Below are 23,964 nucleotides of genomic sequence, written 5' to 3'. Positions count from 1 at the left end.
ACTCCGTGACCGTCACCCTGCCGCCGAAGTACGACGCGGTGGAGTTCGCGGTGCTCGACGATCCGTACCCCGGCTACCGGCGGCTGCGCGAGGCCGGGCCGCTGTGCAGGGGAGGCCCGGCGCAATGGGTGGTGACCAGGTACGCCGACGTGGCCCCGCTGGTCGGCGACGACCGGCTCGGCGCGGAGTTCGACAGGGAATACCACCGGATCGCGCTCGGCGACGGGCCCCTGGCGGACTTCTTCGGGCACGTCATGTTGAACCGCGACCCGCCCGCGCACACGGTGCTGCGCCGCCTCCTCGGCCCCGAGTTCACCACCCCGGCGGTGCGGCGGCGGCGTCGCCGCATCGACGCGCTGGTCGCCGATCTGCTCGCGCCGGTCGCCGACGGGGGCAGGTTCGACGCGGTGACGGTTCTGGCCGACAGGCTGCCGATCCGGGTGCTGGCCGAGTTCGTGGGGTTGGAAGCGGAGGACATCGACGCGGTACGCCCGCGGGCGAGGACGCTGTCGCAGGCCTTCGCCACCTACCTGGCGCAATCGGAACGAGCGGCGACGGTCGAGGCGCTGGTGTGGATGCGGGAGCTGGTGAGCGCCCGGTTCGAAGCGAGGGGAAGCGCCGCCGGCGACGACCTGATCTCCCGGCTGCGCCAGGTCGATCCGGCTGTGGCCGGCCGGCAAGCCCTGATCGACAATGTGGTGTTCCTCCTGTTCGCCGGCTTCGCGACGACGACCGACCTGCTGTCGAACGGCTGCGCCGCGCTCGCGGCCCACCCGGGTCAGATGGCGATCCTTCGCGACGACCCGGGACTGGTCCCCAGAGCCGTCGAGGAGCTGTTGAGGTTCGACGCCCCCGTCCAGGTGAAGAGCAGGCTGGTGCACCGGCCGGTCGAGATCGGCGGGCGGATGATCCGGCCGGGCCGGGTCCTCGTGCTGCACCTGGGCTCGGCCAACCACGACGAGGCCCGCTTCGAGCGGCCGGGCGAGCTGGACGTGACCCGCCATCCGAATCCGCACCTCAGCTTCGGAGGCGGAGGGATCCACCTGTGCCTCGGCGCGGCGCTCGCCCGGGCGGAGGCGGCGTCGGTGTTCACGTTCCTGGCCAGGCGCTTCGCGTCCATGGAGCCTGCCGGTCCCGCCGTACGGCGGCACACCCCGAACTTCCGCTCCTACCTCAGCGTGCCGCTTCTGGTCCACCCGTCCTGACGGGGGAAACGACCTCGGTTCCGTCGAGTTCCCCTGCGACGTACGACGCCCACATGTCACCTCGTTTGGGCTTGCCGCTGGTCGTCCGCGCGATCGATCGGCGCGGGACGTCGAGGATCACGTACGACGCGTGCTCCGTCATGCGCCGCAGCGTCGCCGCCGCAGCCGCGATCCACTCGGCGGCGGGCCGTTCGAGGAGGACCACGCCCGTCGCGCCACTCGCCCGCGAGCCGAGTAGTACGGCCGCGCGCAGCCGCGGCACGCCTGCCTCGAGCAGCGCGCTCTCGATGTCCTCCGCGAAGACCGTGCGGCCGCGGACCTTCATGGCATCGCCGAGGCGGCCGATGACGAACAGCTGCCCGTCGTCCAGGAAGCCCGCGTCGCCGGTCCACAGCACGTCGTCGCGCCATTCCGTGAGGCCCGTCGAGCCCTCGTCGGCGGGGCTCGTCGAGCCTCCGCGCCTGAAGTACCCCTCGGCCAGCGAGGCGCCGCGTATCACGATCTGCCCCAGATGCTGGTCGGGCAGCGGGTCGCCCGCTTCGTCCACGACCGTGACCTCGACGCCGTCCAGAGCGCGCCCGCACCCGACCACCCGCGGCACGTCCTTGCCCGCCGACGCCACCGGTTTGCCCAGCCGCAGTTCCTGCGGCACGACCGGAATCGTCGTGAGCTCCTCGCGCAGGGCCAGCCCGGTGACGGCGAGGGTCGCCTCCGCCAGCCCGTACGCAGGCAGGAGCGCGCGCCGATCGAATCCGAGCGGGCTCAGCAGCGCCGTGAACCGATCGAGCACGTCGATGTCGATGCGCTCCGCACCGACGATGAGGGCCCGCCAGCCGGAGAAGTCCAACCCGGCGAGGGACTCGGCCGACAACCGGCGGAGGATGTATTCGGGGCCGAAGGGCGGCATCGCGGTCATCGTGGCACCGTGCGCGCCGAAGCAGGCCAGGTAGCCGGCCGGGTCGCGGATGAACTCGGCCGGCTCCAGCAGCCACAGGTCGCGCTGGTTGGTGACAGGTGTCAGCAGGCACCCGATCAACCCCATGTCGTGGTGCACCGGCAGCCACGACGCCGTCGCGTCGCCTTCACTCATCTCCAGCCAGCTGCCGATGGCCGCCACGTTGGCGGCGAGGGCGGAGACCGGCACCCGCACACCCTTGACCCGCCCGCTCGATCCCGAGGTGAACTGCAGCAACGCCGCGCTCGCCGGCGGGCGGTCCACGCTGCCGCCGACGGCGGCGAGCTCGGACGTGGTGCTGACCCGGCAGTCGAAGTCCAGCCGCTCCACGAGGTCGGACGCGGTGGCCACCAGGGCCGGCCGCGCGATGTCGAGGATCGCGTGGAGGTGCCGGGCGTACAGCGTGGCGTTCTGGAAGAGGTACGGCGGTGCGACCGGGCAGGGGATCGCCCCGGCGAGCATGACGGCGTAGAGCGTCGCGACGAAGTCGGGCCCGGTGGGCTCGACGATGACGACGCGGTCGTCGTGCCCGACGCCCGAGGCGGACAGCCCTCCGGCGATCCTGCGCGCCAGGCCCGCGAGGTCCGCGTACGTCCACAACTCCCACTCGCCGCCCCGCAGGAAGCGGATACCCAGGTGTGCCGCCGGCGCGTCGATCCAGGAGATGAGCGGATTGGCAATCACTTCGGGCCCTTCCTTCGTGGCGTCGGACGCAGGAGATGCTCGGGCGTTAGGGGCAGGATGTCGGATCAGCAGCGGTTCAGGCATCATGTGCGCTAAACGGTCCGCTGTCGCAAGGGCATGCCGGAGCCGGCCGAGGATGAGAACGGTGGCGAAGACTGAATGAGCAGCGAAGCCAGAGCCGATCAAGACGTTCGAGCCAGAATCCGATCGATCATCCTGCAGGTGGCGCCGAACCCCGAGGGCGTTCGCGCAAGCGAGACCAGGCTGATCGAGGACCTCGGATACCATTCGCTCGCGCTGCTCGAACTGGGCTTCACCATGGAGGACGAGTTCGATCTGCCTCCGCTCGACCAGGCCCAGGTGCAGCACATCACCACGGTCGAGGAGGTCGAGGACCTCGTTCTCGACCTGTTGCGGGCGAGCGCCGAGGGCTGAGCCAGGCGTCAGCGCAGAAACGAGTCCGAGCCCAGGTCGATGGCGTGCATGCCGTGCCTGTTCGCCATGATGGCGAACAGGCCGTCGCCATGATCGGTCCGAGCCACCAGCGTGGAGGCGACGATGCTCGTCAGCAGACCGCCGAAGGCGTACCTGCGGTAGTCGCGCCAGCAGTCGTCCACCCGCAGCTTGACGCCGTGGTCCGCCAGGGCGCGAACGTAGCGGCGTACCACGGCTCGCTCGATCGCCCGCCGCCGCGGGACGTCGAGGCTGCCGCCGAGGAAGTAGGCGAGATCGGTGGCCGCGGGCTCGTACGCGGCGGTCTGCCAGTCCAGTACGGTGATCCGGCCCTCGTCGACGACGAGGTTGTCCGCGCGGAAGTCGCCGTGGACCACTGTTCGCGGGCCGGGGCGATCACGAAGGTAGCGCTCGACCCTCGGTACGAAGAAATCGAGGAGGTCGAGGACCTGGGTGCTCAGCCGGTCGCCGAACCGGCGCAGGAAGCGGGGGTGGACGCGCTGGACCAGGGAGGCCATCCAGGCGGCGTCCGGGCCGTCGTGGCGCGGCAGCCAGGTGAGCGAGGCCGGCGCCGGGTCGCCCCACATCGGCCCGTGCAGCGCCGCGAGCTGGTCCACGGCACGCTCCACCTCGCCGGGAGCACATCCCGCTGCCTGATCGGCGACGCGGCCGTCGCCCGCGTCCTCCAGGAGCAGGGTGAACGCCTGGGTCCGCTCGTCATAGCGGGAGACGTAGCAGCGCGGGCTGCGCACCGGCAATCTGGGCGCGAGGTGCTGGTAGAAGCGCGCCTCGATCTCGTACGCACGGGTCACCTTGGCCGCCGTGCGGGTCGCGGGCGAGGCGGAGGCGAGCTTGGCGATACAGGTGGCCGGCCCGGCGCCCGCGGGCCGGTAGCTCAGCCGTACCCGGTAGGTGTCCGCCATCTGACCCGTGCCCACCGCGGTGGCGGCGACGTCGGTCACCCGGGCGGAACCGATCCATCCGGAGAGGGCCGCCGAGCACCACTGCGGGGTCATCTCCTCGATGGATCGCAGTGCTCTCACAGGACGAGGGGTAACGCGTAGAGCCCGCGCAGTCCTGCGGCGGGCTTCCACCTCAACCGGCTCGCGTCACCGCGGAAGCCGGGAAAGCGCTCGAGCAGTCGCGACAGCGCTGCCGCCCCTTCGACGCGCGCGAGCCAGGGGCCCGCGCAATAGTGCGAGCCGAGGGCGAAGCCGATGTGCTGGTTGTCGGTGCGTGCCAGGTCGAGCCGGCGCGGCTCGTCGAACTCCGCCGGGTCGTTGTTCGCCGCTCCGATCAGCACCGTGACCGCCCGCCCGGCGGGAACCCGCACGCCGGCGATCTCCAGGTCCTCCGTGGCGATCCGCCAGGCAGCCTGGATCGGCGACTCGTACCTGACGAACTCCTCGATCGCCGAGGGCATCAGGTCCGGGTCGTCGGTCAGCAGCTTGCGCTGTTCCGGGAAGCGCAGCAGGGCGGCCACGGCGTTGCCGATGAGGTTGGTGATGACCTCATGCCCGGCGATCATGAGCATCATGATCAGGACGCGGAGCTGGACGTCGTCGAACTCCCCGTCGCGGTGGCGCTCCAGGAGCCGGGTGATCAGGTCGTCGCCTGGCTCGGCGCGCTTGCGGTCCAACGTCTGGACGACATACGGGTCGAACTGGTGGAAGGCCGCATTCATCCTCGCGATGCCGGCGCCTTTGATCAGGGGGTCGACCAGCACCAGATAGCTGTCCGACCACTCCTGGAGCTTACGAGCGTCCTGCGGCGGGAACCCGAGCAGCTCGGCGGCGACGAGGACCGGCAGCTTGGCCGAGAAGTCCTCGATGAGGTCGAACTCCTGGCGGCCGGCGGCCTCGTCGAGCAGCTTGTCCACCCAGAACTCCATCCGGGGGAGGAGCTCCGTGATCCGCCGCCTGCCGAAGTCGTGGGCGATCGCCTTGCGCATGCGCTGGTGCACCTCGTCCGGCACGGCTCCCAGCGTGTTGTCGAGCGCGTTCCTCTCGACGGGGGTGAAGCGCGCCAGGCGGAAGAACATGCGGCTGCGCAGCGAGGTGTCGAGCCCGCGGTTGCTGCTGTAGCTGCGGTCGAGGAGCGCCTCGGACGCCAGCGCGTAGCTGCTGATCACGTAGGAACCGGTCACCCTGCTGTGGTAGACGGGTGCGGCCGCGCGCAGCCGGTCGAGCTGCCGATACGGATCGCGGATGTACGCCGGGTCGTACGGGTTGTACCGGCCGGCGAGCGGACCTATCGGAAGCCGCCATTGCCGGTCCACCGCACGCTGTGCAAGTCCGAGCACAGGACGGTCCCTTCTCGGTGGTCGCGGTAGCTCCGCGTAAAGGATGGCCGCGCGCCGCGGCAGGCGGCAAACGTTCGCCCTCGGTCATCCCGCCACATGAGGACGTGATCCTTGACCGCCATTTTCCGGGACGGCTAACGTCCGAGGCGATCCGGGAGGCGGTCACGACGTGAAACCTGCCCCATTCGCTTACCACGCCCCCACCTGCACCGAGGACGCCGTCGCCTTGCTGGCGGAACACGGCGACCAGGCCAGGCTCCTCGCCGGCGGGCAGACGCTGATGCCGCTGATGGCGAGCCGGAAGGTGCGCGGCGGGCATCTGATCGACCTGAATCGGGTGCCGGAGCTGTCCTTCGTGAGCCGGACGGACCGGTTGAGGATCGGCGCGCTGACCCGGCTGCGTCAGCTCGAGAACGACCCGGCGGTCCGTAGCGCAGCGCCGCTCCTGTCCCGGGCGACGGCGCTCGCCGGGCCGGTCCAGGTGCGCAACCGGGCCACCGTGGGCGGCGCGCTGGCGTACGCGGATCCCGCCGCCGAGTTGCCCGCTGTGGCGGTCGCGCTGGGAGCCCGCGTAGAACTGCGCGGATCGCGGGTCAGGAGCGTGCCGGCCGAGGACTTCTTCCTCGGTGCGCACCAGACCGCGTTGAGCGGCGCGGAGGTGCTCGCCGCTGTGGAGTTCCCCCCGTCCGACTCGGCGTGCGCCATCGAGAAGATCTCCCCGCGGCCCGGTCTCGCGCTGGCCGGCGCGGTGGCGGTCCTCGGCGGCGACACCTGCAGGCTCGTGCTGTTCGGCGTCGCGCCGACGCCGGTGCGACCGGCGGCGGCGGAAGCGGCGCTGGCCAGGGGCGCGCCACCGGATGAGGTCGCGGACGCGGCCGTGGCCGGGCTGGACCCGCACGGCACCGGTGCGGCCTCCCGGCACGTGCTGGCCCGTGGCGCGGTCGCGCGGGTGGTGGCGACGGTACGAAACGGGGTGACGCATGGCTGAGCGCATTTCCGTCGAGATGACCCTGAACGGCCGGCGGCTGCGCGCCGACACGACGTCCCGTACGACGCTGGCGGACTTTCTGCGCGAGGAGTGCGGGCTCACCGCCACCCACATCGGCTGCGAGCAAGGTGTCTGCGGGGCGTGCACGGTTTCGATGGACGGCGCCACGGTCCTGTCCTGCCTGGTGCTCGCGGTGCAGGCGGACGGCGCTGAGATCCGGACCGCGGAGGGCCTCGGCGGCGGGTCGCCGCTGGCTGAGGCCCTGCACGCCGAGCACGGCATCCAGTGCGGCTACTGCACGCCCGGGATCCTGATGCGGGGCACGGAACTGCTCGGTGAGCAGGCCGCGCCGAGCGAGCAGGAGATCCGCAGCGGGCTGTGCGGGAACCTGTGCCGCTGCACCGGATATGCCACCATCGTCAAGGCGGTCGCCCGCGCTTCCTCCGCCGGCCCGGCCTCGCCACCGGCGCAGGACGAAACGGGGGCTCCGCGGCGGCGGGAGGACGAGCACCTGCTCGCCGGGCGCGGCGAGTTCGTGAACGACGTGTCCCCGCCCGGGACACTGCACGCCGCGTTCCTGCGGAGCGCCGTCGCGTCCGGGCGGATCGCGCGCGTGGAGGCAGGCGCGGCGCGGGCGCTCGACGGGGTCGTCGCGGTGTTCACAGCCGACGACCTCAACCAGCACGCCGGCTCGATGGTGCCGACACCCCTGCTGGGCACCGACGAGCCGCCCCTGCGGCCGCTGGCGGGAGACCGGGTGCACTACGCGGGGGAGCCGCTGGCCCTGGTCGTGGCGCGTGACCGCTATGTCGCCGATGACGCGCTGGAACTGATCGAGGTCGAGATCGAGCCGCAGCCCCCCATTCTCGAGCCGGAGACCGCGGTGGACGACACCGCGGGCCTGGTGTACCCGGAGGCCGGATCGAACCTCTGCCAGGAGCTGGCCTCTCCGGTGCGGCCGAAGCTCCGGCGCGCGCTGGAAGACTCGCCGCACGTCGTGCGCGTCACCTCCCGCCAGCAGCGCCAGACCAACGCGCCGCTGGAGCCGCGGGGTGTGGTGGCCTCCTACGACCCGGACACCGGGGAACTGGTGGCGTCCATGTCGACGCAGAATCCGCACGAGGCGAAGCTGGCGATATCCAGGGTGACCGGGGTGGCGGCCGAGCGGGTGCGGGTCACCGCCCGCGATGTGGGCGGCAGCTTCGGGCTGAAGGTCTGGACCGGCCGCGACGAGCTGACGGTGGCTCTCGCCGCACGCGTGCTCGGCCGTACGCTCAAGTGGATCGAGACCCGGCAGGAGAACCTGACCGCGTCCGGCCACGCCCGGATGGACATCGGCGCCGCGACCTTCGCGCTGGACCAGGACGGACACTTCCTCGGTACCTACCTCGACCATCTCGAGGACACCGGCGCCTACCCGACCGGCGTGGTCGGGAAGGCCGGTCCGTTCGTCGGCATGATGTTCACCGGCCCCTACCGGGTTCCCCTGCACGCCTTCCGCTTCCGCTCGGTACGCACCAACACCTGCCCGCGCGGCGCCTATCGCGGGCCGTGGGCGTTCGCCACGGTCGCACGCGAGCAGATGGTGGACGAGGTGGCCCGCGCGGTCGGGCTGGATCCCCTGGAGCTGCGCCGCCGCAACATGCTCACCGCCGACGAGCTGCCCTACACCATGCCGACGCGGCTGGTCCTCGACCACGTGACCCCGGCGGAAACCCTGGAGCAGGTCGCGCGGTGGCTCGACCATCCGGGGCTTCGACGACGCCAGCGGACGCTGCTGGAGGAGGAGGGCCGCCTGATCGGCATCGGGCTCGCGATGGGTCTGGAACCGTCCAGCATCGGCACCATGGAGCCGATCGACAGGGACACCGCGCGGCTGCGCGTGGAACAGGATGGCACGGTCACCGCGTTCCTCGCGACCGGCGCGGGCGGCCAGGGCGTCGAAACGACGATGGCCCAGGTCGTGGCCGCCGAACTCGACCTCGACCTGGGCGACGTCAGGGTGGTGCAGGGCGACACAGGAGCCACGCCGTACGGCCGGGGCACCGGCGCGAGCGGCACCGCGGTGATCACCGGCAGCGCGTGCAGGGCCGCGGCCGCCGAGCTGCTGGTGACGGCGAAGCAGCTCGCGTCCGAACTCCTCGACGTCCCCGCCGGCCGCGTCGAGTCGCGCCGTGGGGTGCTCGTGGACCGCCTGAACCCGGGCGTCGCACTGTCCTGGGCCCAGCTGGCCAAGGCGGCCACGGCCCAGGAGACCGCGGAAGGGCTCGGGGCGGCGCCGGGAGTGCTCGAAGCTTTCGGCCACTACAAGGCGCCCATGATGACCTGGTCCAACGCCTGCCACGGCTGCGTGGTGGAGGTCGACCGCGACCTCGGGAGGGTGCGGATCGAGCGGTACGTCGTCGCCGAGGACTGCGGCAAGATCATCAATGCGAAGGTCGTCGAGGGGCAGATCGCGGGCGGGGTGCTGCAGGGCATCGGCGGCGCGCTGTCGGAGGAGGTGCGCTACGACGCGCAGGGCCGGCCGCTGACGCTCGGGCTGGCGGAATACGTCCTTCCCACCGCGACCGAGGCGCCCCCGATCGACTTCCTGCACATCGAGACCCCCTCCCCGACGCCCGGCGGTCACAAGGGCATGGGCCAGGGCGGTGCGGCAGGCGCCCTGGCATGCGTGTTCAACGCCGTCGCCGACGCCCTGGCGCTGGTCGGCGCGCGCGTGGACCGGACACCGCTCGACCCGGAGAGAATCCTCACCGCGCTCGCAGAAGCCCGTTCCGGATCGCCGCGGCCAGCCGCTCGGCCACCATCACCGTCGTGAGATAGGGCGGTACGCCACACGGCACCGGCATCACCGAGGCGTCGGCCACCCACAGCCCGTCCACCCCGAGGACGCGCCCTTCCTCGTCCACCACGGTTCCCCCCTCGCCGGCCGGCCCCATCCGGCAGGTGCCCGAGGGGTGGTACAGCGTGCGGCAGTTCTCCCGTAGCCACTGGTCGAGGGCTCCGTCCGGCCGTGCCTGGCGGCCCTCGACGACCTCGCGGAAGGCGGGGTGATCGAGTAACTCGGCGGCGTGCAGGACGGCGTCGCGCAGCCGGTCCAGGTCGCCGCGATCGCTGAGCAGGCGAAGGTCGAGCGAGGGGTCGTCGGCAGGATCCCGGCTGCGCAGCCGTACGCTGCCGGTGGACTCGGGCCGCATGAGCGAGACCATCAGCCCGCCGGAGGCGGGGCCGACCGTCCGATCCAGAGGGAGGACCTGGATGTCGTCGGCCCGGCCCGCGCGCAACAGGCAGCAGCCTGAATCGGTCTCCAGCGACCGCGCGGCGGCCGCCTCTGTCAGCCGGAAGCCCAGCATCACCGCGGGATGGTCGCTCAGCCCTGCGCCGACGCCGGGAAGCGGGGCGACGATCTCGATGCCCAGCGCGCCGAGCCGGTCCGCTGGACCGACCCCCGATCGCAGCAGGATGGCGGGGGAGTACACCGCGCCGGCGCACAGCACCACAGCCGGCGCGGACACCACCTCGCGGTGCCCCTCGGCGGCCAGTTCGACGCCGCGCACCCGGCCGGCGGAGAAGAGCACCCGCGACACCAGGTGCCGGCCGGCGACCCGCAGCCGGGGGCGGCTCCTGGCCGGTTCGAGGTGGCTGTCGTTGCTGGAGACGCGCATGCCGTCCCGGCGATGCCACGCCGCCGGGGAGATCCCGGTGCTGCCCTCCGCGTTCAGGTCGCGATGCTCGGGGTGGCCGAGTCCGACCGCGGCGGTGTACAGGGCCGTGCTGACCGGCCCGCGCCGGTCAGCGGGCACGCGAGAGATCGGCACGGGGCCGCGCGAGCCGTGGCCGGGGTGGCCGCCGAAGTCCATGTCCCGTTCGAGGCGGACGAACGCAGGCTGTACGGCCGGCCAGGACCAGCCGGCGCAGCCGGCTCGTACCCAGGCGTCGAAGTCGGCCGGCGTGCCGCGCACCGCGAGCTGGCCGTTGATCGCCGAGCTTCCGCCCGCACCCCGCCCGCACGCGTAGGCGCGCGGCGGCTGGTGCTCGGTGAGCCGGGCCAGCAGCCCAGGCCAGCGCAAGGAACGCATGGCCAGCGCCCTGCCGATGTCGGTTCCCCGCACCGCGGCAGGGGCGTCGGCGCTGCGATAGTCCGGCCCTGCCTCGACCAGCAGCACGTCCGCTGAACCTGCCTCAGAGAGCCGGGCGGCTACCACCGCACCGGCCGCTCCTGCCCCTACTACCACGACATCGGCGGCTCGCGGAACCCCGCAGTCTCCGGCTGGCACGGTGCACATCATGGCGCTCTCAGCCCTCCGCCACCAGACTGATCGTGGTAGCGAGCACTTGCTGCGCGAAGGACACGAATCATGCGTGACATCCTCGAACCGATTCTCGATTGGTACGACAGCGGTATGACCTTCGGCCTGGCGACGGTCGTCCACACGTTCCGCAGCGCACCTCGGCAGCCCGGCGCGGCGATGGCGGTCTCGGCGCAGGACGAGGTCGTCGGCAGTGTCTCAGGAGGATGCGTGGAGGGGGCCGTCTTCGAGGCCTCCAAACAGGTCATGGAGACCGGCGAGCCGTCGTACGAGGAGTACGGCTTCAGCGACGACGACGCGTTCGCGGTCGGCCTCACCTGCGGCGGAATCCTGCACGTGTACGTGGAACAGGTGAACCGGCGGATGTTCCCCGAGCTGCGCGCGGTCGCCGATTCGGTGAGGGCGCACGAACCGGTCGCCGTCGCGACCGTCGTCAACGGAGCAGGGAAGACGGGCGCGCGACGGGTGATCTGGGCGGACCGGGCCGGCGGCTCGCTCGGCTCGCCGGGACTCGACTACGCGATCGACGACGACGCCAAGGGCATGCTCGCGCAAGGTCTCACCGGTCAACGCCACTACGGGCTTGACGGCCAGCGTCGGATGGACGAGGTCTCGGTCTTCGTGCAGTCCTTCGCGCCACCGCCCCGGATGCTGGTGTTCGGCGCCATCGACTTCGCGGCGGCCGTCGCCAGGGTCGGCAAGTTCCTCGGCTATCACGTGACGGTGTGCGACGCGCGCGGGGTCTTCGCCACGGCCAAACGATTCCCGGACGCGGACGAGGTGGTGGTCCGATGGCCACACGACCATCTCAAGGAGATCACCGTCGACGAACGGACCGCGATCTGCGTTCTCACCCACGACCCGAAGTTCGACGTGCCGCTGCTCCAGGTCGCGCTGCGGACGCCGGCCGGCTACATCGGCGTGATGGGCAGCCGGCGCACGCACGACGATCGTCTTGCCAGGTTGAGAGAGGTGGGGGTCGCCGAGGAGGAGCTGGCCCGCCTGCACTCGCCGATCGGGCTCGACCTGCACGCGCGAACCCCCGAGGAGACGGCGGTGTCGATCGCCGCCGAGCTCATCCAGACGCGCTGGGGCGGTTCCGGCAGGTCGTTGTCCCGGACGCGGGGCCGTATCCACGGTCCGGCGAGCTGAGACCGGCGCGTCGATGCGCCGCCGGCCGGCACGGGAACCTCGGCGCGCGAGTGAGGAAAACTCTCAGTCAGGCACGGCGGGCCGCGCGCTCGGGCATGTTGCGCTCCCGCCATCCGATGCCGTGCCGTGTCGCACCGGCCCGCACCCTGGTCATCGCCCGTCGCAGCCGGCTCTGCTCGCCGTCCGGCGAACGCAGGTCGATCGTGACGTGAGCGACGTCCGCGAACTCCAGCAGGGTGTCGTTCATCCGCAGTGCGTCGGCGCCGACGGCGACGTCGCGTACGGGCTCAGGCGGGCCACCCGGCGCCATGAGGTAGCCGTCCGGCGGGATCCGGCCACGCGCGTCCAGATGGGTGGCCTGGAACCGGGTGCCATCGGAAAGCCGGCCCGCGCACCACGTCCAGCCGATCCGCCACCAGTCGCGCACACCCCACGAGTGGTCCCGCTGGCCGGGGCCGTCCAGCGGGAACGACCGTCCATCGAGGGTCACCTCGCCGACCGCCCAGCCCGGCTGCTCCATCCTGCTGCCACGCGCGTAGCCGTACTCGGGAGCCTGCTCCCGCCAGGTGACATCCAGCCCGAACCCGTCGCCGCCCGCGGCGATGCTCCAGCCGCCCGCGGCCGGCTCGGCCACGAACCGGAGCGCCGGGTCCGCCGCCTCCCAGGGGACGTCCCTGAGGGTGGGCAAGGGGAGATCCAGCGCGTGCCCGGTCGCGTGCGCGCCGGCCACCACGTAGGCCCAGTACCAGCGCCGGCCCAGACGGGGATAGTCCCCGACCCGGACGAAGCCGCCGGCGGAACCGTCCACCGCGGCGAAGTCGAAATACCACGACTCGCCCCACAGGCGGTCGGTGCCGGGCCGGTGCACGCCGGCCGGGGCCGCACCTACGGCGTTCTGCTCGGAGTCCATGTCCCCCACACGGTAGAGGAGCCTCGCCGGCCAGGGGTGGGTGGAAGCGCGGCCGTTGTGGAGGGCAGCCGATCCTGCTGAAATTCGACCGTGAATGACGGCAGCCTGAGGCCCCTGGGCGAGGCGTCCGGGCATGCCACGTGGTTGGTCTGCTGTCCGCATGCCGGCGGGACGGCCGCGTACTTCCGGGACTGGCCGCGCCGGTTCCCTCCCACGATCCAGGTTGTGCCGGTGCAGTACCCCGGGCACGGGGACCGCCTCGACGAGCCGTGCGTGAGCGACGTCCACGAGCTGAGTGCGATGATCGCCGACGAGGTGGCCGGCCGGCCAGAGGTGATCGTGTTCGGGCACAGCTTCGGCGCCGCTGTCGCGTTCGAGCTGGCGGTACGGCTTGCCGGCGCGGGATCGCCACCACAGGCCGTGCTGATCTCCGCCCGGGAGGCGCCACACCACCAGCGCGTCAGCCCGCCGCGCACCGACGCGGCGATCTGGGAGGAGATGGTCCGGCTAGGCGGGACGCCGACCGAGATCGCGGCCGATCCCGACTGGCGCGAACTGCTGACCCCTCAGTTCCGCGCCGACTTCCGCGCCGACGCCTCCTACCGGCCCAGCCGTACCCGCCTGCCCTGCCCGGTCACGGTCATGTTGGGCCGGGACGACGAGGATCTGTCGCGCGCTTCGATCGACGCCTGGCAGGAGTACACCGCGTCGGAGTTCGCCGTCCGGGTGTTTCCCGGAGGGCACTTCTATCTGGCCGATCACGTCGGCGACATCGCGGCCGAGGTCGCGCGGCACGCGTCGGCGGCCACCCCTCCCCGGCGTCCCGGCGCACGGTCGTCCACCTTCGAGGCCTCCCGTGATTGACACCGCCGGCCTGACCATGCGGGAGCTGCGCGAGATCGACCTTCTCGATCCGAGCACCTTCGTCGACTACGACCTGACGTCGCTGTGGCGGACGATGCGCCGCGAGGCGCCGGTGTACCGTCACCCGCGTGGTTTCTGGGTGTTGACCCGCTACGCGGACGTGGTCTCCGTCTACAAGGACCCCACCCGGTTCGGCTCCGACGGCGGCAACGTGCTCTCGACGCTGACGGCGGGCGGCGACTCGGCCGCCGGCTCCATGCTGGCGGTGACCGACGGCGCGGGCCACCGGCGCATGCGTGCGGCACTGGTCGACGCGCTGCGGCCCAGGACGATGAGCGCCCTGGCGGAAAGGCTCAGAGCCCGTGCGCTCGAGCTGGTGCGGAGGATGGCCTCCGGCGAGCCCTTCGACTTCGCCGCCGAGGTCGCCGAGCGGCTGTCGATGGGCACGATCTGCGATCTGATGGGTGTCCCCGAGGGTGATCGCGCCCAGTTGCTGGAATGGAACAAAGAGGCGTTGAGCTCGGACACGCGGGGAGCCACCGAGTCGGACGCGCTGCTGGCCCGTGCCGAGATCCTGACGTACCTGACCGAGGTGGTCCAGGAGCGGCGGGAGAGCGCCGGGACCGATGTGGTGAGCGAGTTGATCGCCCACCGGCCCGACGACGGAAGGCCGCTGACCGACGAGGAGATCGTCTACAACTGCTACAGCCTGCTGATCGGGGGAGACGAGTCCAGCCGGATGTCCGCCATCTGCGGGGTGCTCGCCTTCTGCGCGCGGCCGGACGCATGGCGTCGTGTGCGTGCGGGTGACGTGAGCATCGAGTCGACGGTCGAGGAAGTCCTGCGCTGGGCCACGCCTGCCATGCACGTCGGGCGGCGGGCCAGACGAGCTGTCGACTTCCGCGGGCAACGGATCGACGAGGGCGACGTCGTGACACTGTGGAACATCTCCGCCAATCGGGATGAGACGGTTTTCCAGGCGCCGGACACCTTCGACCCCGCACGGCAGCCGAACCGCCATCTCGCGTTCGGGTACGGACCACACTTCTGCGTCGGTGCCCAGCTCGGCAGGCTCGAACTCGGGATCCTGCTGGAGGCGCTGCGGGCGTCGGTCGAGGAGATGGCGCTCGCCCGGGAGCCGAAGCGGGTCTACTCGAACTTCCTGTTCGGCTACAGCGCGCTGCCCGTGGTGTTCTCCTGACACCCATCGCAGGAGTGCAGGAACCCCGTTACCAGGCGCATGAAGGTGGCATGGTCACCCCGGTGGATCTCGTGTCCGCAGCCGGCGACGTCGTTCGCGCTGGAGCCGTGGGGGAGGTGCTTCAGGGCGAGCTGCCAGTCCACATCGCTCAGCATGCCTCCGCGCCCGGGACTCCCGCGCAGGACCAGCGCGGGTTCCGCCAACCGCCCCAGGAGGGGAAGGAGCGGGCCGGCGGCGGCGCCGTCGTCGATCGTGCTGAGGTAGACGTCCGGATCGGCGCTGTAGACGTTCTCCAGCAGGCTCCGGCGATCGACGACGTGCCAGTCGCGGCACACCAGGTCCACCCATTTCTCCGCGTACTCCCGAGGGCTGCGCATCAGGCGCAGGAAATCCTGGACGACCGGCTGGGAGCGCGTGGAGGCCATGTCGGGGGGCAGCTCTTCGAGGACGAGGCCGCTGAGGGAGGGAGGAACCCGATCGCTCAGGGCGCCTGTCGCCAGCGCGAGAGCGATCGCGGCACCCCAGCAGTGCCCGATCAGCAGGGGTGCGCGGATGCTCAGGGCATCGATGAAGTCATGCAGGTCGGCGGCCGCGTCGTGCAGGCCGTACGAGCCGACGGGCGGTTTGACGCTGGATCCGTTGCCGCGCAGGTCGAGGGCGAACACGTCCATGTCCGCAGCGTTCAGCGCCGGTGCGACCCTGGACCACGTCGCCCAGGTGCCGCCGTTGCCGTGCACCAGGATCGCGGTGGGAGCGCCGATGTCCCGTGCCCATCTGCGGTAGTGGAACCGGCCGGCGGGCAGGTCCACGTAGTGAGAGCTCCCTGATGCGGCCGCGGCGCCGATGTCCTGATTCATCTACCGGCTCGCGATCAGGTGGGACGGCTTACGGCAGGCCGCCTCCCCGGGCTGCGCCGGCGCGGCCACCGTTCGAGCGAACCAGCTCCGCGATGCTGCGGATGTCGTGGAAATTCGTCGCATTGAGCTGCTCCGGCGGGATCGGTGAACCAAGCTCGTCCTGAATAAAGGCTACGAGCCTGGCCGTCTTGAACGAATCGAGCACGCCCCACGCGAGCAGCGGGGTGTCGTCGGTCAGCTCGCCCGCGGGATCACCATCGAGAAACTGGGTGCGGATGAACACGAGGAGGTCGGACACTATCTGGTCGTCGGCCACCTTTCCTCCCTTCCTGCTGTCTCCCCGCCGGCGGGGTTGTGATGGGCTCCACTGCCGAGCGCGGCCCGGTCGACCTTTCCGTTCCCGGTGCGCGGGAGCCCGGTGACCAGGTGGATCCGGTCGGCGATCATGTACGGGGGGAGGCGCCCGGCGCTGTGCCGCTTGAGCGCCAGCAACCCGGGAGCCCGGCCTGCCACGGGCACCACGAACGCCTCAAGCCGCGCGTCCGGGCCGTCACCGACCACGACGACCGCGGCTTCGTCGACATCGGCGTGGGCGGTCAGCGCCGACTCGACGTCACCCAGCTCCACCCGGTGCCCGCGCACCTTCACCATGAGGTCGCGCCGGCCGACGTAGTCGAAGGCGCCTCCCGGCAGCACCCGGACGATGTCACCCGTGGGATAAGGCCCACGCTGCGGTTCGCGTCCCCAGTAGCCGAGCATCACGCTCGGCCCGTCGACCCACAGCTCGCCCTCCTCGCCCGGCCGGGCGCGGCCGCCGTCGGCTCTGACGGCCCAGAGCGTGTCGCCGCTGGCCGCGACGCCGATGGGCGCAGGGCGGTCACGTTCCAGGTCGGCGGGCTCGACCTGGTGACAGGCGCACACGTTGGTCTCGGTCGGGCCGTACAGGTTGAGCAGCCGCGCGGGGCTCCACGCGGCCAGCCGGCGTACCTGGGTGATGGGAAAGGGCTCGCCGGCGAACAGCAGGGCGCGCAGCGTGCTCGGCGCCGGCCGATCCAGCAGGCCGCCTTCGCGGATCATCAGGGTCAGCGCCGACGGAACCGAGTACCACACGCTGATCCGCTGCTCATGCAGCAGCTCGACCAGGCGTTTCGGCGAATAGGCCAGGTCGCTGGGGACGAGATGGACCATGGCGCCGCTCGTGAACGCGGCGTAGAGGTCCAGGACCGACAGGTCGAAGGCCAGTCCCGCGTGGTTGGCGAACCGGTCGGCAGGCGCGGCGGCCAGTTCGGCCGCCGCCCAGTCCACGAACGCCCGGGCGTTGCGATGGCTGATGCACACGCCCTTCGGCACGCCGGTGGAACCGGAGGTGTAGAGGATGAAGGCCAGGTCGTCGCCGTCAGCGGGCTCGTTGACGGGATCCGCGCCGCCCGGCACCGCCTCGGTGACATCCAGGCGGCGGGGGGCAGGGCCGTACTCGCCGGACAGCAGCGACAGCCGCGGCCCGTCGCCGCACACCAGCCGCGCGCCGCAGTCACGCACCACCGCGGCACAGCGGGCGACCGGGGCGGCCGGGTCCACCGGCACGTACGCGGCGCCCAGCCGGAGCACGGCCTGCATGGCCGCCACCACGTGCGGCGACTTCTCCGCCCAGATGACCACGCGATCGCCCCGGGCGACGCCGGCTTCGCGCAGCCTGGCGGCGAGGGCGTTGGCCCGGCGGTCGAGGTCGGCGTAGAGCAGCACGCCGCCGGCACCGGCCACGGCGGGCCGCTCCGGGTACCGGGCCGCCGCATCGATGGCCAGCTGGTGCAGGGTCATAGCCCGGCTCCATTGGCGATGATCTCCCGCTGGATATCGCTGGTCCCGGAGAAGATGACGCTGGGCACCGAGTCGCGCAGTTGTCCCTCGCTCCCGGTGCCCGCGAGGTAACCGAGGCCGCCGAAGATCTGGATGGCGTCCAGGCTGTTGGCCACCGTCGCCTCCGAGACAGCGAGCTTGGACAGCGCGGTCGCCTGTGTGTCCGGTCTGCCCTGGTCCAGGAGCCAGCAGGCCCGGTAGAGGAGCAGCCTCGCCGACTCCAGCCGCTGGGTCATCGTGGCGATCCGGTGCGAGACCGCCTGGAAAGCGCCGATGGGCCGGCCGAACTGCCGGCGCCGCTTCGCGTGGGCCACGCAGTCGTCGAGCTGGCGGCGCATCTGGCCCAGGTAGATGGCGAACAGGCAGTTCCGTTCCCAGGTCATCGAGTGTTTGAAGATCGTGTGGCCTTGGCCCTCAGCGCCGAGCCGGTATCGCACCGGCACCCGGCATCCGGAGAACTCCACCCGCCCCGCCGGGCAGGCATGCAGGCCCATCTTGGTGAACGGTTCGCCGACCTTGATGCCAGGCAGATGCCTGGGCACCGCCAAAGCGGTCTGGCCCAGGAAACCGGCTTCCCGATCGGAGGTCCCGTAGACGACGAACACATCGGCGGCCGAGGCGTTGCTGACGAAGGACTTCACGCCGTCCAGCACGTACTCGTCGCCGTCACGGACGATCGTGGCACCCAGCTTCCCGACGTCCGATCCGGCCCCGTCCTCGGTCATCGCGTTCGCGGCGACCAGCGCCCCGCCGGCCATGCCTTCGAGCAACTCGGCGCGCAGGGGGTCGGCGCCGTAGTCACGCACAGGGACCGCGCAGGCCAGCAGGTGGGCGCTGGCGGCGAAGGCCAGGCCCGTATCGGCTCCGCCCTCGGTGAAGGCCTCCAGGCACAGCGCGGTGTCCAAGGCGCCCAGGCCGCCGCCGCCGTACTCGGCCGGCAGGCACAGACCCGTCACGCCGAGGCCGGCGGTCGCCGACCATTCGGCGCGGGAGAACGGCACGCGCGGTTCCGCCAGGCCCGGACCCTGCCCGCGGACGCCCGCGAGTACCTCCTCATAGCGCCTGCGCTGTGCTTCGCTGAGGTCGAAATCCATGCTTGCACCATCTCGTCAGAGGCGAAGAAGGGCACGGTGGCCGACAAGACGTTGGCAATGTGGCACAGGGGCCACCGTCTGTCGAGCGTGTCGGCGCATACCTAGGTCGGATCAGCGGCGGCGTGCCATGATGGGTCCGCAGGATCGGGCTCTAAGGAGGGCAAGGTTGTCCGAGCGATCGAGAACCCCAGCCGAAGATCCTCTCAGCGGCCGCCCCCTGACCAGTCACGAACGGCAGGCGGGAGAGCCGTGGGACGCGTCCTACCACGACGGCCCAGCGCCGTGGGACATCGGCGGGCCGCAGCCGGCGATCGTCCGTCTGGCGGCCGAGGGTGCGATCACCGGAACGGTGCTCGACGCGGGCTGCGGGAGCGGTGACAACGCCCTCCACGTCGCCTCGCTGGGTCTGAAGGTCCTGGGCGTGGACGTGGCCGTGACGGCCCTGGAGATCGCCAGGGGCAAGGCGCGCGAGCGCGGGATCGAGGCCGAGTTCGCCGCGGCCGACGCGCTCCGCCTCGAGACGTTGGGCCGCCAGTTCGAGACGGTGCTGGACTGCGGCCTCTTCCACGCCTTCGACGACAAAGAGCGGCTGGAGTACGTCGCAGGTCTGGCGTCGGTGACCGCGCCCGGCGGAACCCTGTACGTGTTGTGCTTCGGCGACCATGGCCAGGAGCCCGGCCCGCACCCCGTCAGCAGGGAAGAGCTGAGAGCGGCGTTCGGTCTCGGGTGGGATGTCATCGCGATCGAACCGGACCTGGTCCAGACCAGACAGCAACCTGACGGTGCGCCGGCCTGGCTCGCCACGATCAAGCGCGCCTAGGCGCTCGGGCCCGCCCGGCGACGAGAGAATCAAGGGTGATCACGATGGGAACCTCAGAGTCCTGGCACCGGCCGACCGTCACGCCGCGAATCATCACCGGCGACCCGGCGGGGCTCGTCGGGTTCATCCGGCAGGTGTTCGGCGCCCAGGGCGAGGTCCAGGGCGATCGCCCGGTGGAGATGCGCCTGGGCGACTCCCTCGTCATGGTCAGCGATGGCGGGGGAGTGCACGCGGCCGCGCCGGCCTTCCTCATGGTCTACGTCGACGACACCGACGCCGTCTTCGCCCGCGCCGTAGCGGCAGGGGCCGGCGTGCAGGAGAAGCCCGAGGACATGCCGTGGGGCGACCGGCGCGCGACCGTCCGGGACAGCTGGGGCAATACGTGGCAGATCGCCACGTCACGGTCCTAGATTCCCGCCGACGTCTGAAGATTCCCGCCGACGATCACCACAGGCTGCCGGAACGAGCCTCGGCGCGCTGGGTGATCGTCTGGGGTCACGCCTGGAACGTGACCGGGAGCGAGGCGAAGCTGCGCACCGTCGTCGTGGGGAGCCGGATCGGGGTGCCGGTCAACCGCAGCGGTGCGGGTGCGTCATGCAGGGCACGAGCCAGCTCCCCGAGGGCGAGCTGCCCGAACAGCGACCCGAGGCACGAGTGCGGCCCCCACCCGAACGACAGGTGCCTGTTCGGGGCGCGGTCGAGCACGAGCTCCTGAGGCCGCGGGAACTGATCCGGATCGCGGTTCGCGGCGCCGAGCACGATGAAGACCGGGTCGCCCTCCTTGATCGTGACACCGCGGACCTCGGTCGTGCGCTTGGCGATCCTGCTCGTGGCCTGCGACGGTCCGTCGAACCGCAGGAACTCCTCGATTCCCGAGCCCAGCAGGCGCGGGTCGCGGAGTTGGTCGAAGACGTCGGGCCGCTCCATGAGCATGAAGGCGAAGCTTCCGGAAGAGGCGAAGATCGTCCCGAAGCTGCCGATGAACAGCAGGCCGATGAGGTTCTTGACCACGCCCACGTGGACGCCCATCTCCTCGGCCCGGTTCTTGAGGGTCAGGACCGTGCCATGGGTTTGCGGCGAGCCGAGCCACCCGTCGATGAGGCCGCCGAACGCCTCACGGACCCGGCGCTCCGCCTCCGGGTCGTCGCCGGCGAGGTCCGCGTCGAACTTGCGGGCCATGCCCTCGACGATCGTCTTGAAGACCTGGGGGTCGGGTTCGGTGACCCCGAGGAAGTCGGCCGTGATCGTGCCGGAGAGCCGCGCGCCCACCTCGATCATCCAGTCGAACGACGGTCGTGACGCGACGCCCTCGAAGATCCGGTCGATGCTCGCCCGGACGCTGCGGCCGATCTGCTCGAGGTCCTGGGCGTGAATCGAGCCGGTGACGAGCCGCCTCAGCTCGCTCACCGCCTTGCGATCGAGGGCCTGGACGCTCTCCTCGGACTCCGTGGAGACCTCGCTGACCCGGCGGGGGTCTCGAACGAACCGCTCGGAGTCCATGAGGATCTCCCGGCAGTCGTCGTAGCGGGTGACGACCCAGGCGCCCACCTTCTCGTCCCAGAAGACGGGGTGCTTGGCCTGGAGTTCCGCGTACACAGGGTAGGGGTTCTCCAGCATGGCCGGGCTGAGCGGGTCGAAGTCCGGAGCGGAACTCATGGGTTGGCCTGCCTTTCGGTGACTTCCGGGTCGTTGCTGGGTTCGCGCTTCCCGACGGGGTCAGCGGACGGAGATCCTCACCCGCGTCGGGCCGCGCCGGTTCAGCAGGCTGTTCCACGTCGGCTCCTCGACGAGCTCGAGGCGCGGGAAGCGGCGGACCATCCGGCCGAAGGTGAGCTGGCCGTGGAGGCGGGCGAGCGCGGAGCCGAAGCACGTGTGGATGCCGCGGGCGAAAGAAAGGTGCTCGTTGGCGCGGTTCCGCCGCAGGTCGAGATCGTCGGCGGTCGGTCCCCACCTGTTCTGGTCGTGGTTCGCCGACGCGAGGGACATGACGATGGCCGTGCCCGCCTCGATGGTCTTGCCGTGCAGTTCGACGTCCTGCAGGGGGTAGCGCCCTGTGAGCTGGAGAGGCGCCTCGTAGCGCAGCATCTCCTCCACGGTGTTGCGGTCGAGCGAGGGGTCACCGCGCAGCTCGGCGGCCTGCTCGGGATGGCGCGCGAGAGCCAAGGCCCCGAAGGCGAGCAGGCTCGCGGTCGGTTCAGGGGCGGAGACGTGGAGCAGCATGACGTGGCTGATGAGTTCGTCGTCGGTGAAGGCGTCGGTGGCGCTGAGCAGCCTGGACAGGACGTCGTCACCCGGGTGGGCGCGTTTGTGGGCGCAGACGTCCTGGAGGTACTCCCGCATCTCGTCTCTGGAACGGACGATCGCGCGGGTGACCTCCGGGCTCGCCACCGGCTCTGTGAGGTTGACGATGTCCGAGACCCAGGCGTGGACCTGGGCCCGGTCCGCCTCAGGCATCCCGAGGAGCTCGAAGATGGCCTGGAACGGGATCGGGATCGCGACGTCGCCGAGGAAGTCCACCTCGCCCTTGTCCTCGAGCAGGTCGAGGTGCTCGTCGACGAGCTGGGTGAGGCGGGGGCGGTACGCCTCGACGCGGGTGGGGGTGAGCCCATGGGACAGATGCTTACGCCACCTCGTGTGCTCCGGGGGGTCACGGAAGAGGATGACGGCGAAGTCGTCGTACGCCAGGTCCTGCTCGGGGCCGCGCTTGAGGTTGCGGTGGTCGACGCTGAACCCGTCCCTGTCGTGCAGGATGGCGTCGATGTCGTCATAACGCGTGAGCAGCCACACGCCGTCGGCGGCGGTGATCTGGTGGCACGGGTCCACCTCCCGCAGCTCCTTGAAGAACGGGTAGGGGTTGGCGACGAACGCGGGGTCGAACGGGTTGTAGACGACCGTCATCATGGACCCCCCACCTTGTCGGCGTTGCGGGGCAGGCCCGCCGCCGCCAGATCGTCGACATAGCGGACGACGTCGCTCTGCGGATGGATGCGGTCGAGCGAGGGGATGAGCTCCTTGGCGATCTCGGCGGTGATGTCCGGGTTGATACGCAGGATCTGCTGGGTCAGCTCGTGGGCGTACTTCTTGTCCCCCTCGCGCTGGTGATAGGCGGCCAGCCCGATCCGGACCAGGATGTTGTCGTCGTTCTCCCGGCGGACCTTCTCCAGCAGTTCGTACGCCTCGGTCTTACGGCCTGCGCCGATGTTGATGTAGGCGAGCGCCATCAGCAGTCCATGCGGCGGGAAGGGATCCAGGCGCAGCGCCCGGCGGATGGACCGGCTGGCCTCGAGGCGTTGATGTCCCATGGTGAGCGCGACGCCGCGCATCGCATGCGGCCAGGTGATGCACGGGTCCGCGGCGATGGAGCGGTCCTCGTGCTTGACCGCCTCCCGCCAGTTGCCCCGCACGAGCTGGACGACGCCGAGGATGCCGTGTCCCACCCCGGAGTCAGGGTCGAGTTCGACGCCCCTGGAGGCGAGCTCCCACGCGCGGTCGAGGTGGCTGTCGTCGAGGCTCCAGCCTTGGGTGTGCTCCTGGGTGTAGGTCCCGGCGAGCAGGCCGTAGGCGCTCGCGAGCTCCGGGTCGTCGTCGATGGCGCCCTGGAACAGGGCGCGGGCGGCGAGGAGGTCTTTATGGTGAAGCTGACGCATGTGGTAGTAACCCCGCCACACTGCCTCGACGGAGCGGATGCTGTTCGGCGGCCTGGTCAACCGGTCCAGCTCGGCCGACTCCAGCTCGAAGCCGACAGCCCCGAGGATCCTCTCGACGATCTCGACCTGGACCGCGTGCATGTCCGTGAGCCCGCACTCGAACGACGCCGACCAGAGGGTGGTGCCTGGGGCGGCCTCGATGAGCTCCGCGTCGATCCCGAGCCGGTCCTCGCTGCGCGCCACCGACCCGCGCAGGATGTAGCGGACACCCAGTTCGGTGCCGATCCTGGTGGGCTCGGGCTTGGTGCCCTTCAAGGAGAAGGCGCTGTCGGCGGAGATGACGAACACGGCGTTGCTGCTTCGCGCGATGCTGTTGGTCAGGTCCTGCGTCACGCCGTCGGTGAGGTACTCGTCGTCGGTGCTCGCGGTCTCGAACGGCAGGACGACGATGGACGGGCCTTTGTCCGGCGGCGCGGGGTTCTTCGGCGGCTTGCTGATCCCCAGGGCGTCGATCACGAGGCCGCGAAGGTATGGGCGGAAGTCCCACCACATTCTGGTCATGAGCTCACCCTCAGTCGTCGGGGAAAGAAGCTCGTCCGCATGGCTTTCGCCGCTTCATGGTTATCGCGGCGCTTGTTCGGCCACAACAGCGGTGGAATGCGCGC

21 protein-coding genes are annotated in these 23,964 nt (G+C 71.0%); 9 read left to right on the top strand and 12 right to left on the bottom strand.

The features are described from left to right. Positions 1 to 5: 5 nt before the first annotated feature. Positions 6 to 1,205, top strand: a complete 1,200-nt coding sequence (locus tag ACFSKW_RS50910; RefSeq protein ID WP_379582405.1) for a cytochrome P450 — start codon at positions 6 to 8, stop codon at positions 1,203 to 1,205. Here the strand turns inward: ACFSKW_RS50910 and ACFSKW_RS50905 are convergent. Then, positions 1,174 to 2,844, bottom strand: coding sequence for an AMP-binding protein (locus tag ACFSKW_RS50905; protein ID WP_379582403.1), 1,671 nt, complete (start codon positions 2,842 to 2,844; stop codon positions 1,174 to 1,176). The two genes, ACFSKW_RS50910 and ACFSKW_RS50905, sit on opposite strands and share 32 nt — an antisense overlap. A gap of 159 nt (positions 2,845 to 3,003) precedes the next feature. Here ACFSKW_RS50905 and ACFSKW_RS50900 point away from each other — a divergent pair, with 159 nt between their 5' ends. Beyond that, positions 3,004 to 3,279 (top strand): acyl carrier protein, encoded by a 276-nt coding sequence (locus ACFSKW_RS50900; RefSeq protein WP_379582401.1) that lies wholly within the window; start codon positions 3,004 to 3,006, stop codon positions 3,277 to 3,279. 8 nt (positions 3,280 to 3,287) lie between these two features. Here ACFSKW_RS50900 and ACFSKW_RS50895 read toward each other — a convergent pair whose 3' ends face one another. Together ACFSKW_RS50895 and ACFSKW_RS50890 are read right to left on the bottom strand one after the other, a co-directional pair. Further along, positions 3,288 to 4,340 (bottom strand): phosphotransferase family protein, encoded by a 1,053-nt coding sequence (locus ACFSKW_RS50895; protein WP_379582399.1) that lies wholly within the window; start codon positions 4,338 to 4,340, stop codon positions 3,288 to 3,290. Then, complete coding sequence (locus ACFSKW_RS50890; RefSeq protein WP_379582397.1) at positions 4,337 to 5,599, bottom strand: cytochrome P450; 1,263 nt, start codon at positions 5,597 to 5,599, stop codon at positions 4,337 to 4,339. The genes ACFSKW_RS50895 and ACFSKW_RS50890 overlap by 4 nt, the downstream gene beginning before the upstream one ends. A 169-nt stretch (positions 5,600 to 5,768) precedes the next feature. On the opposite strand from ACFSKW_RS50890, the gene ACFSKW_RS50885 reads away from it, so the two are divergent. Both ACFSKW_RS50885 and ACFSKW_RS50880 read left to right on the top strand, forming a co-directional pair. After that, the gene (locus ACFSKW_RS50885) at positions 5,769 to 6,587 is read left to right on the top strand and encodes an FAD binding domain-containing protein (protein WP_379582395.1); all 819 of its coding nucleotides are present in this window, start codon (positions 5,769 to 5,771) and stop codon (positions 6,585 to 6,587) included. After that, positions 6,580 to 9,405, top strand: coding sequence for a molybdopterin-dependent oxidoreductase (locus ACFSKW_RS50880; RefSeq protein ID WP_379582394.1), 2,826 nt, complete (start codon positions 6,580 to 6,582; stop codon positions 9,403 to 9,405). The genes ACFSKW_RS50885 and ACFSKW_RS50880 overlap by 8 nt, the downstream gene beginning before the upstream one ends. On the opposite strand, the gene ACFSKW_RS50875 is transcribed toward ACFSKW_RS50880, so the two are convergent. Beyond that, complete coding sequence (locus ACFSKW_RS50875; protein WP_379582462.1) at positions 9,338 to 10,873, bottom strand: GMC family oxidoreductase; 1,536 nt, start codon at positions 10,871 to 10,873, stop codon at positions 9,338 to 9,340. The genes ACFSKW_RS50880 and ACFSKW_RS50875 overlap by 68 nt on opposite strands. Before the next feature lie 72 nt (positions 10,874 to 10,945). Here ACFSKW_RS50875 and ACFSKW_RS50870 point away from each other — a divergent pair, with 72 nt between their 5' ends. Further along, entirely contained in the window at positions 10,946 to 12,049 is a 1,104-nt protein-coding gene (locus ACFSKW_RS50870) for an XdhC family protein (RefSeq protein ID WP_379582392.1), read from the top strand. 67 nt (positions 12,050 to 12,116) lie between these two features. Here ACFSKW_RS50870 and ACFSKW_RS50865 read toward each other — a convergent pair whose 3' ends face one another. After that, a complete protein-coding gene (locus ACFSKW_RS50865) occupies positions 12,117 to 12,959 on the bottom strand; it encodes a DUF7065 domain-containing protein (RefSeq protein WP_379582391.1) in 843 nt (280 codons plus the stop codon). A 90-nt stretch (positions 12,960 to 13,049) separates the two neighbouring features. On the opposite strand from ACFSKW_RS50865, the gene ACFSKW_RS50860 reads away from it, so the two are divergent. Together ACFSKW_RS50860 and ACFSKW_RS50855 are read left to right on the top strand one after the other, a co-directional pair. After that, on the top strand, positions 13,050 to 13,823 hold the full coding sequence (locus ACFSKW_RS50860; RefSeq protein ID WP_379582389.1) for a thioesterase II family protein: 774 nt from the start codon (positions 13,050 to 13,052) through the stop codon (positions 13,821 to 13,823). Further along, on the top strand, positions 13,816 to 15,024 hold the full coding sequence (locus ACFSKW_RS50855; protein ID WP_379582387.1) for a cytochrome P450: 1,209 nt from the start codon (positions 13,816 to 13,818) through the stop codon (positions 15,022 to 15,024). The genes ACFSKW_RS50860 and ACFSKW_RS50855 overlap by 8 nt, the downstream gene beginning before the upstream one ends. Here the strand turns inward: ACFSKW_RS50855 and ACFSKW_RS50850 are convergent. The 4 genes from ACFSKW_RS50850 to ACFSKW_RS50835 form a co-directional block, all read right to left on the bottom strand. After that, positions 14,994 to 15,833: an alpha/beta fold hydrolase gene (locus ACFSKW_RS50850; protein ID WP_379582385.1), complete on the bottom strand. Its 840-nt coding sequence runs from the start codon at positions 15,831 to 15,833 to the stop codon at positions 14,994 to 14,996. The two genes, ACFSKW_RS50855 and ACFSKW_RS50850, sit on opposite strands and share 31 nt — an antisense overlap. Before the next feature lie 76 nt (positions 15,834 to 15,909). After that, positions 15,910 to 16,197 (bottom strand): acyl carrier protein, encoded by a 288-nt coding sequence (locus ACFSKW_RS50845; protein ID WP_379582383.1) that lies wholly within the window; start codon positions 16,195 to 16,197, stop codon positions 15,910 to 15,912. Further along, entirely contained in the window at positions 16,179 to 17,699 is a 1,521-nt protein-coding gene (locus tag ACFSKW_RS50840) for an amino acid adenylation domain-containing protein (RefSeq protein ID WP_379582381.1), read from the bottom strand. The genes ACFSKW_RS50845 and ACFSKW_RS50840 overlap by 19 nt, the downstream gene beginning before the upstream one ends. Further along, a complete protein-coding gene (locus ACFSKW_RS50835; RefSeq protein WP_379582379.1) occupies positions 17,696 to 18,832 on the bottom strand; it encodes an acyl-CoA dehydrogenase family protein in 1,137 nt (378 codons plus the stop codon). Before ACFSKW_RS50835 ends, ACFSKW_RS50840 begins: the two co-directional genes overlap by 4 nt. Before the next feature lie 166 nt (positions 18,833 to 18,998). Here ACFSKW_RS50835 and ACFSKW_RS50830 point away from each other — a divergent pair, with 166 nt between their 5' ends. Then, on the top strand, positions 18,999 to 19,652 hold the full coding sequence (locus ACFSKW_RS50830; RefSeq protein ID WP_379582377.1) for a class I SAM-dependent methyltransferase: 654 nt from the start codon (positions 18,999 to 19,001) through the stop codon (positions 19,650 to 19,652). A 44-nt stretch (positions 19,653 to 19,696) separates the two neighbouring features. Continuing rightward, positions 19,697 to 20,062, top strand: coding sequence for a VOC family protein (locus ACFSKW_RS50825; RefSeq protein WP_379582375.1), 366 nt, complete (start codon positions 19,697 to 19,699; stop codon positions 20,060 to 20,062). Between the two features lie 85 nt (positions 20,063 to 20,147). Here the strand turns inward: ACFSKW_RS50825 and ACFSKW_RS50820 are convergent, their stop codons facing one another. Genes ACFSKW_RS50820 through ACFSKW_RS50810 form a run of 3 tightly spaced genes read right to left on the bottom strand, consistent with a single transcriptional unit; the run spans position 20,148 to position 23,860 of the window. Next, positions 20,148 to 21,308: a cytochrome P450 gene (locus ACFSKW_RS50820; RefSeq protein WP_379582374.1), complete on the bottom strand. Its 1,161-nt coding sequence runs from the start codon at positions 21,306 to 21,308 to the stop codon at positions 20,148 to 20,150. Positions 21,309 to 21,368: 60 nt separating this feature from the next. Beyond that, positions 21,369 to 22,553 (bottom strand): cytochrome P450, encoded by a 1,185-nt coding sequence (locus ACFSKW_RS50815; protein WP_379582372.1) that lies wholly within the window; start codon positions 22,551 to 22,553, stop codon positions 21,369 to 21,371. Beyond that, on the bottom strand, positions 22,550 to 23,860 hold the full coding sequence (locus ACFSKW_RS50810; protein ID WP_379582370.1) for a tetratricopeptide repeat protein: 1,311 nt from the start codon (positions 23,858 to 23,860) through the stop codon (positions 22,550 to 22,552). The genes ACFSKW_RS50815 and ACFSKW_RS50810 overlap by 4 nt, the downstream gene beginning before the upstream one ends. Positions 23,861 to 23,964: the final 104 nt, after the last annotated feature.

This window comes from Nonomuraea mangrovi (assembly GCF_042681425.1).
GTDB lineage: Bacteria > Actinomycetota > Actinomycetes > Streptosporangiales > Streptosporangiaceae > Nonomuraea > Nonomuraea mangrovi.
This window is presented reverse-complemented; position numbering and strand designations above follow the sequence as displayed.

Bases quoted from the DNA above. Each gene is read 5' to 3' on its own strand.
- ACFSKW_RS50810 (WP_379582370.1), bottom strand. From the start codon at position 23,860: ATGACCAGAATGTGGTGGGACTTCCGCCCATACCTTCGCGGCCTCGTG.
- ACFSKW_RS50900 (WP_379582401.1), top strand. From the start codon at position 3,004: ATGAGCAGCGAAGCCAGAGCCGATCAAGACGTTCGAGCCAGAATCCGA.
- ACFSKW_RS50820 (WP_379582374.1), bottom strand. From the start codon at position 21,308: ATGAGTTCCGCTCCGGACTTCGACCCGCTCAGCCCGGCCATGCTGGAG.
- ACFSKW_RS50870 (WP_379582392.1), top strand. From the start codon at position 10,946: ATGCGTGACATCCTCGAACCGATTCTCGATTGGTACGACAGCGGTATG.
- ACFSKW_RS50880 (WP_379582394.1), top strand. From the start codon at position 6,580: ATGGCTGAGCGCATTTCCGTCGAGATGACCCTGAACGGCCGGCGGCTG.
- ACFSKW_RS50875 (WP_379582462.1), bottom strand. From the start codon at position 10,873: ATGTGCACCGTGCCAGCCGGAGACTGCGGGGTTCCGCGAGCCGCCGAT.
- ACFSKW_RS50815 (WP_379582372.1), bottom strand. From the start codon at position 22,553: ATGATGACGGTCGTCTACAACCCGTTCGACCCCGCGTTCGTCGCCAAC.
- ACFSKW_RS50840 (WP_379582381.1), bottom strand. From the start codon at position 17,699: ATGACCCTGCACCAGCTGGCCATCGATGCGGCGGCCCGGTACCCGGAG.
- ACFSKW_RS50825 (WP_379582375.1), top strand. From the start codon at position 19,697: ATGGGAACCTCAGAGTCCTGGCACCGGCCGACCGTCACGCCGCGAATC.
- ACFSKW_RS50865 (WP_379582391.1), bottom strand. From the start codon at position 12,959: ATGGACTCCGAGCAGAACGCCGTAGGTGCGGCCCCGGCCGGCGTGCAC.
- ACFSKW_RS50835 (WP_379582379.1), bottom strand. From the start codon at position 18,832: ATGGATTTCGACCTCAGCGAAGCACAGCGCAGGCGCTATGAGGAGGTA.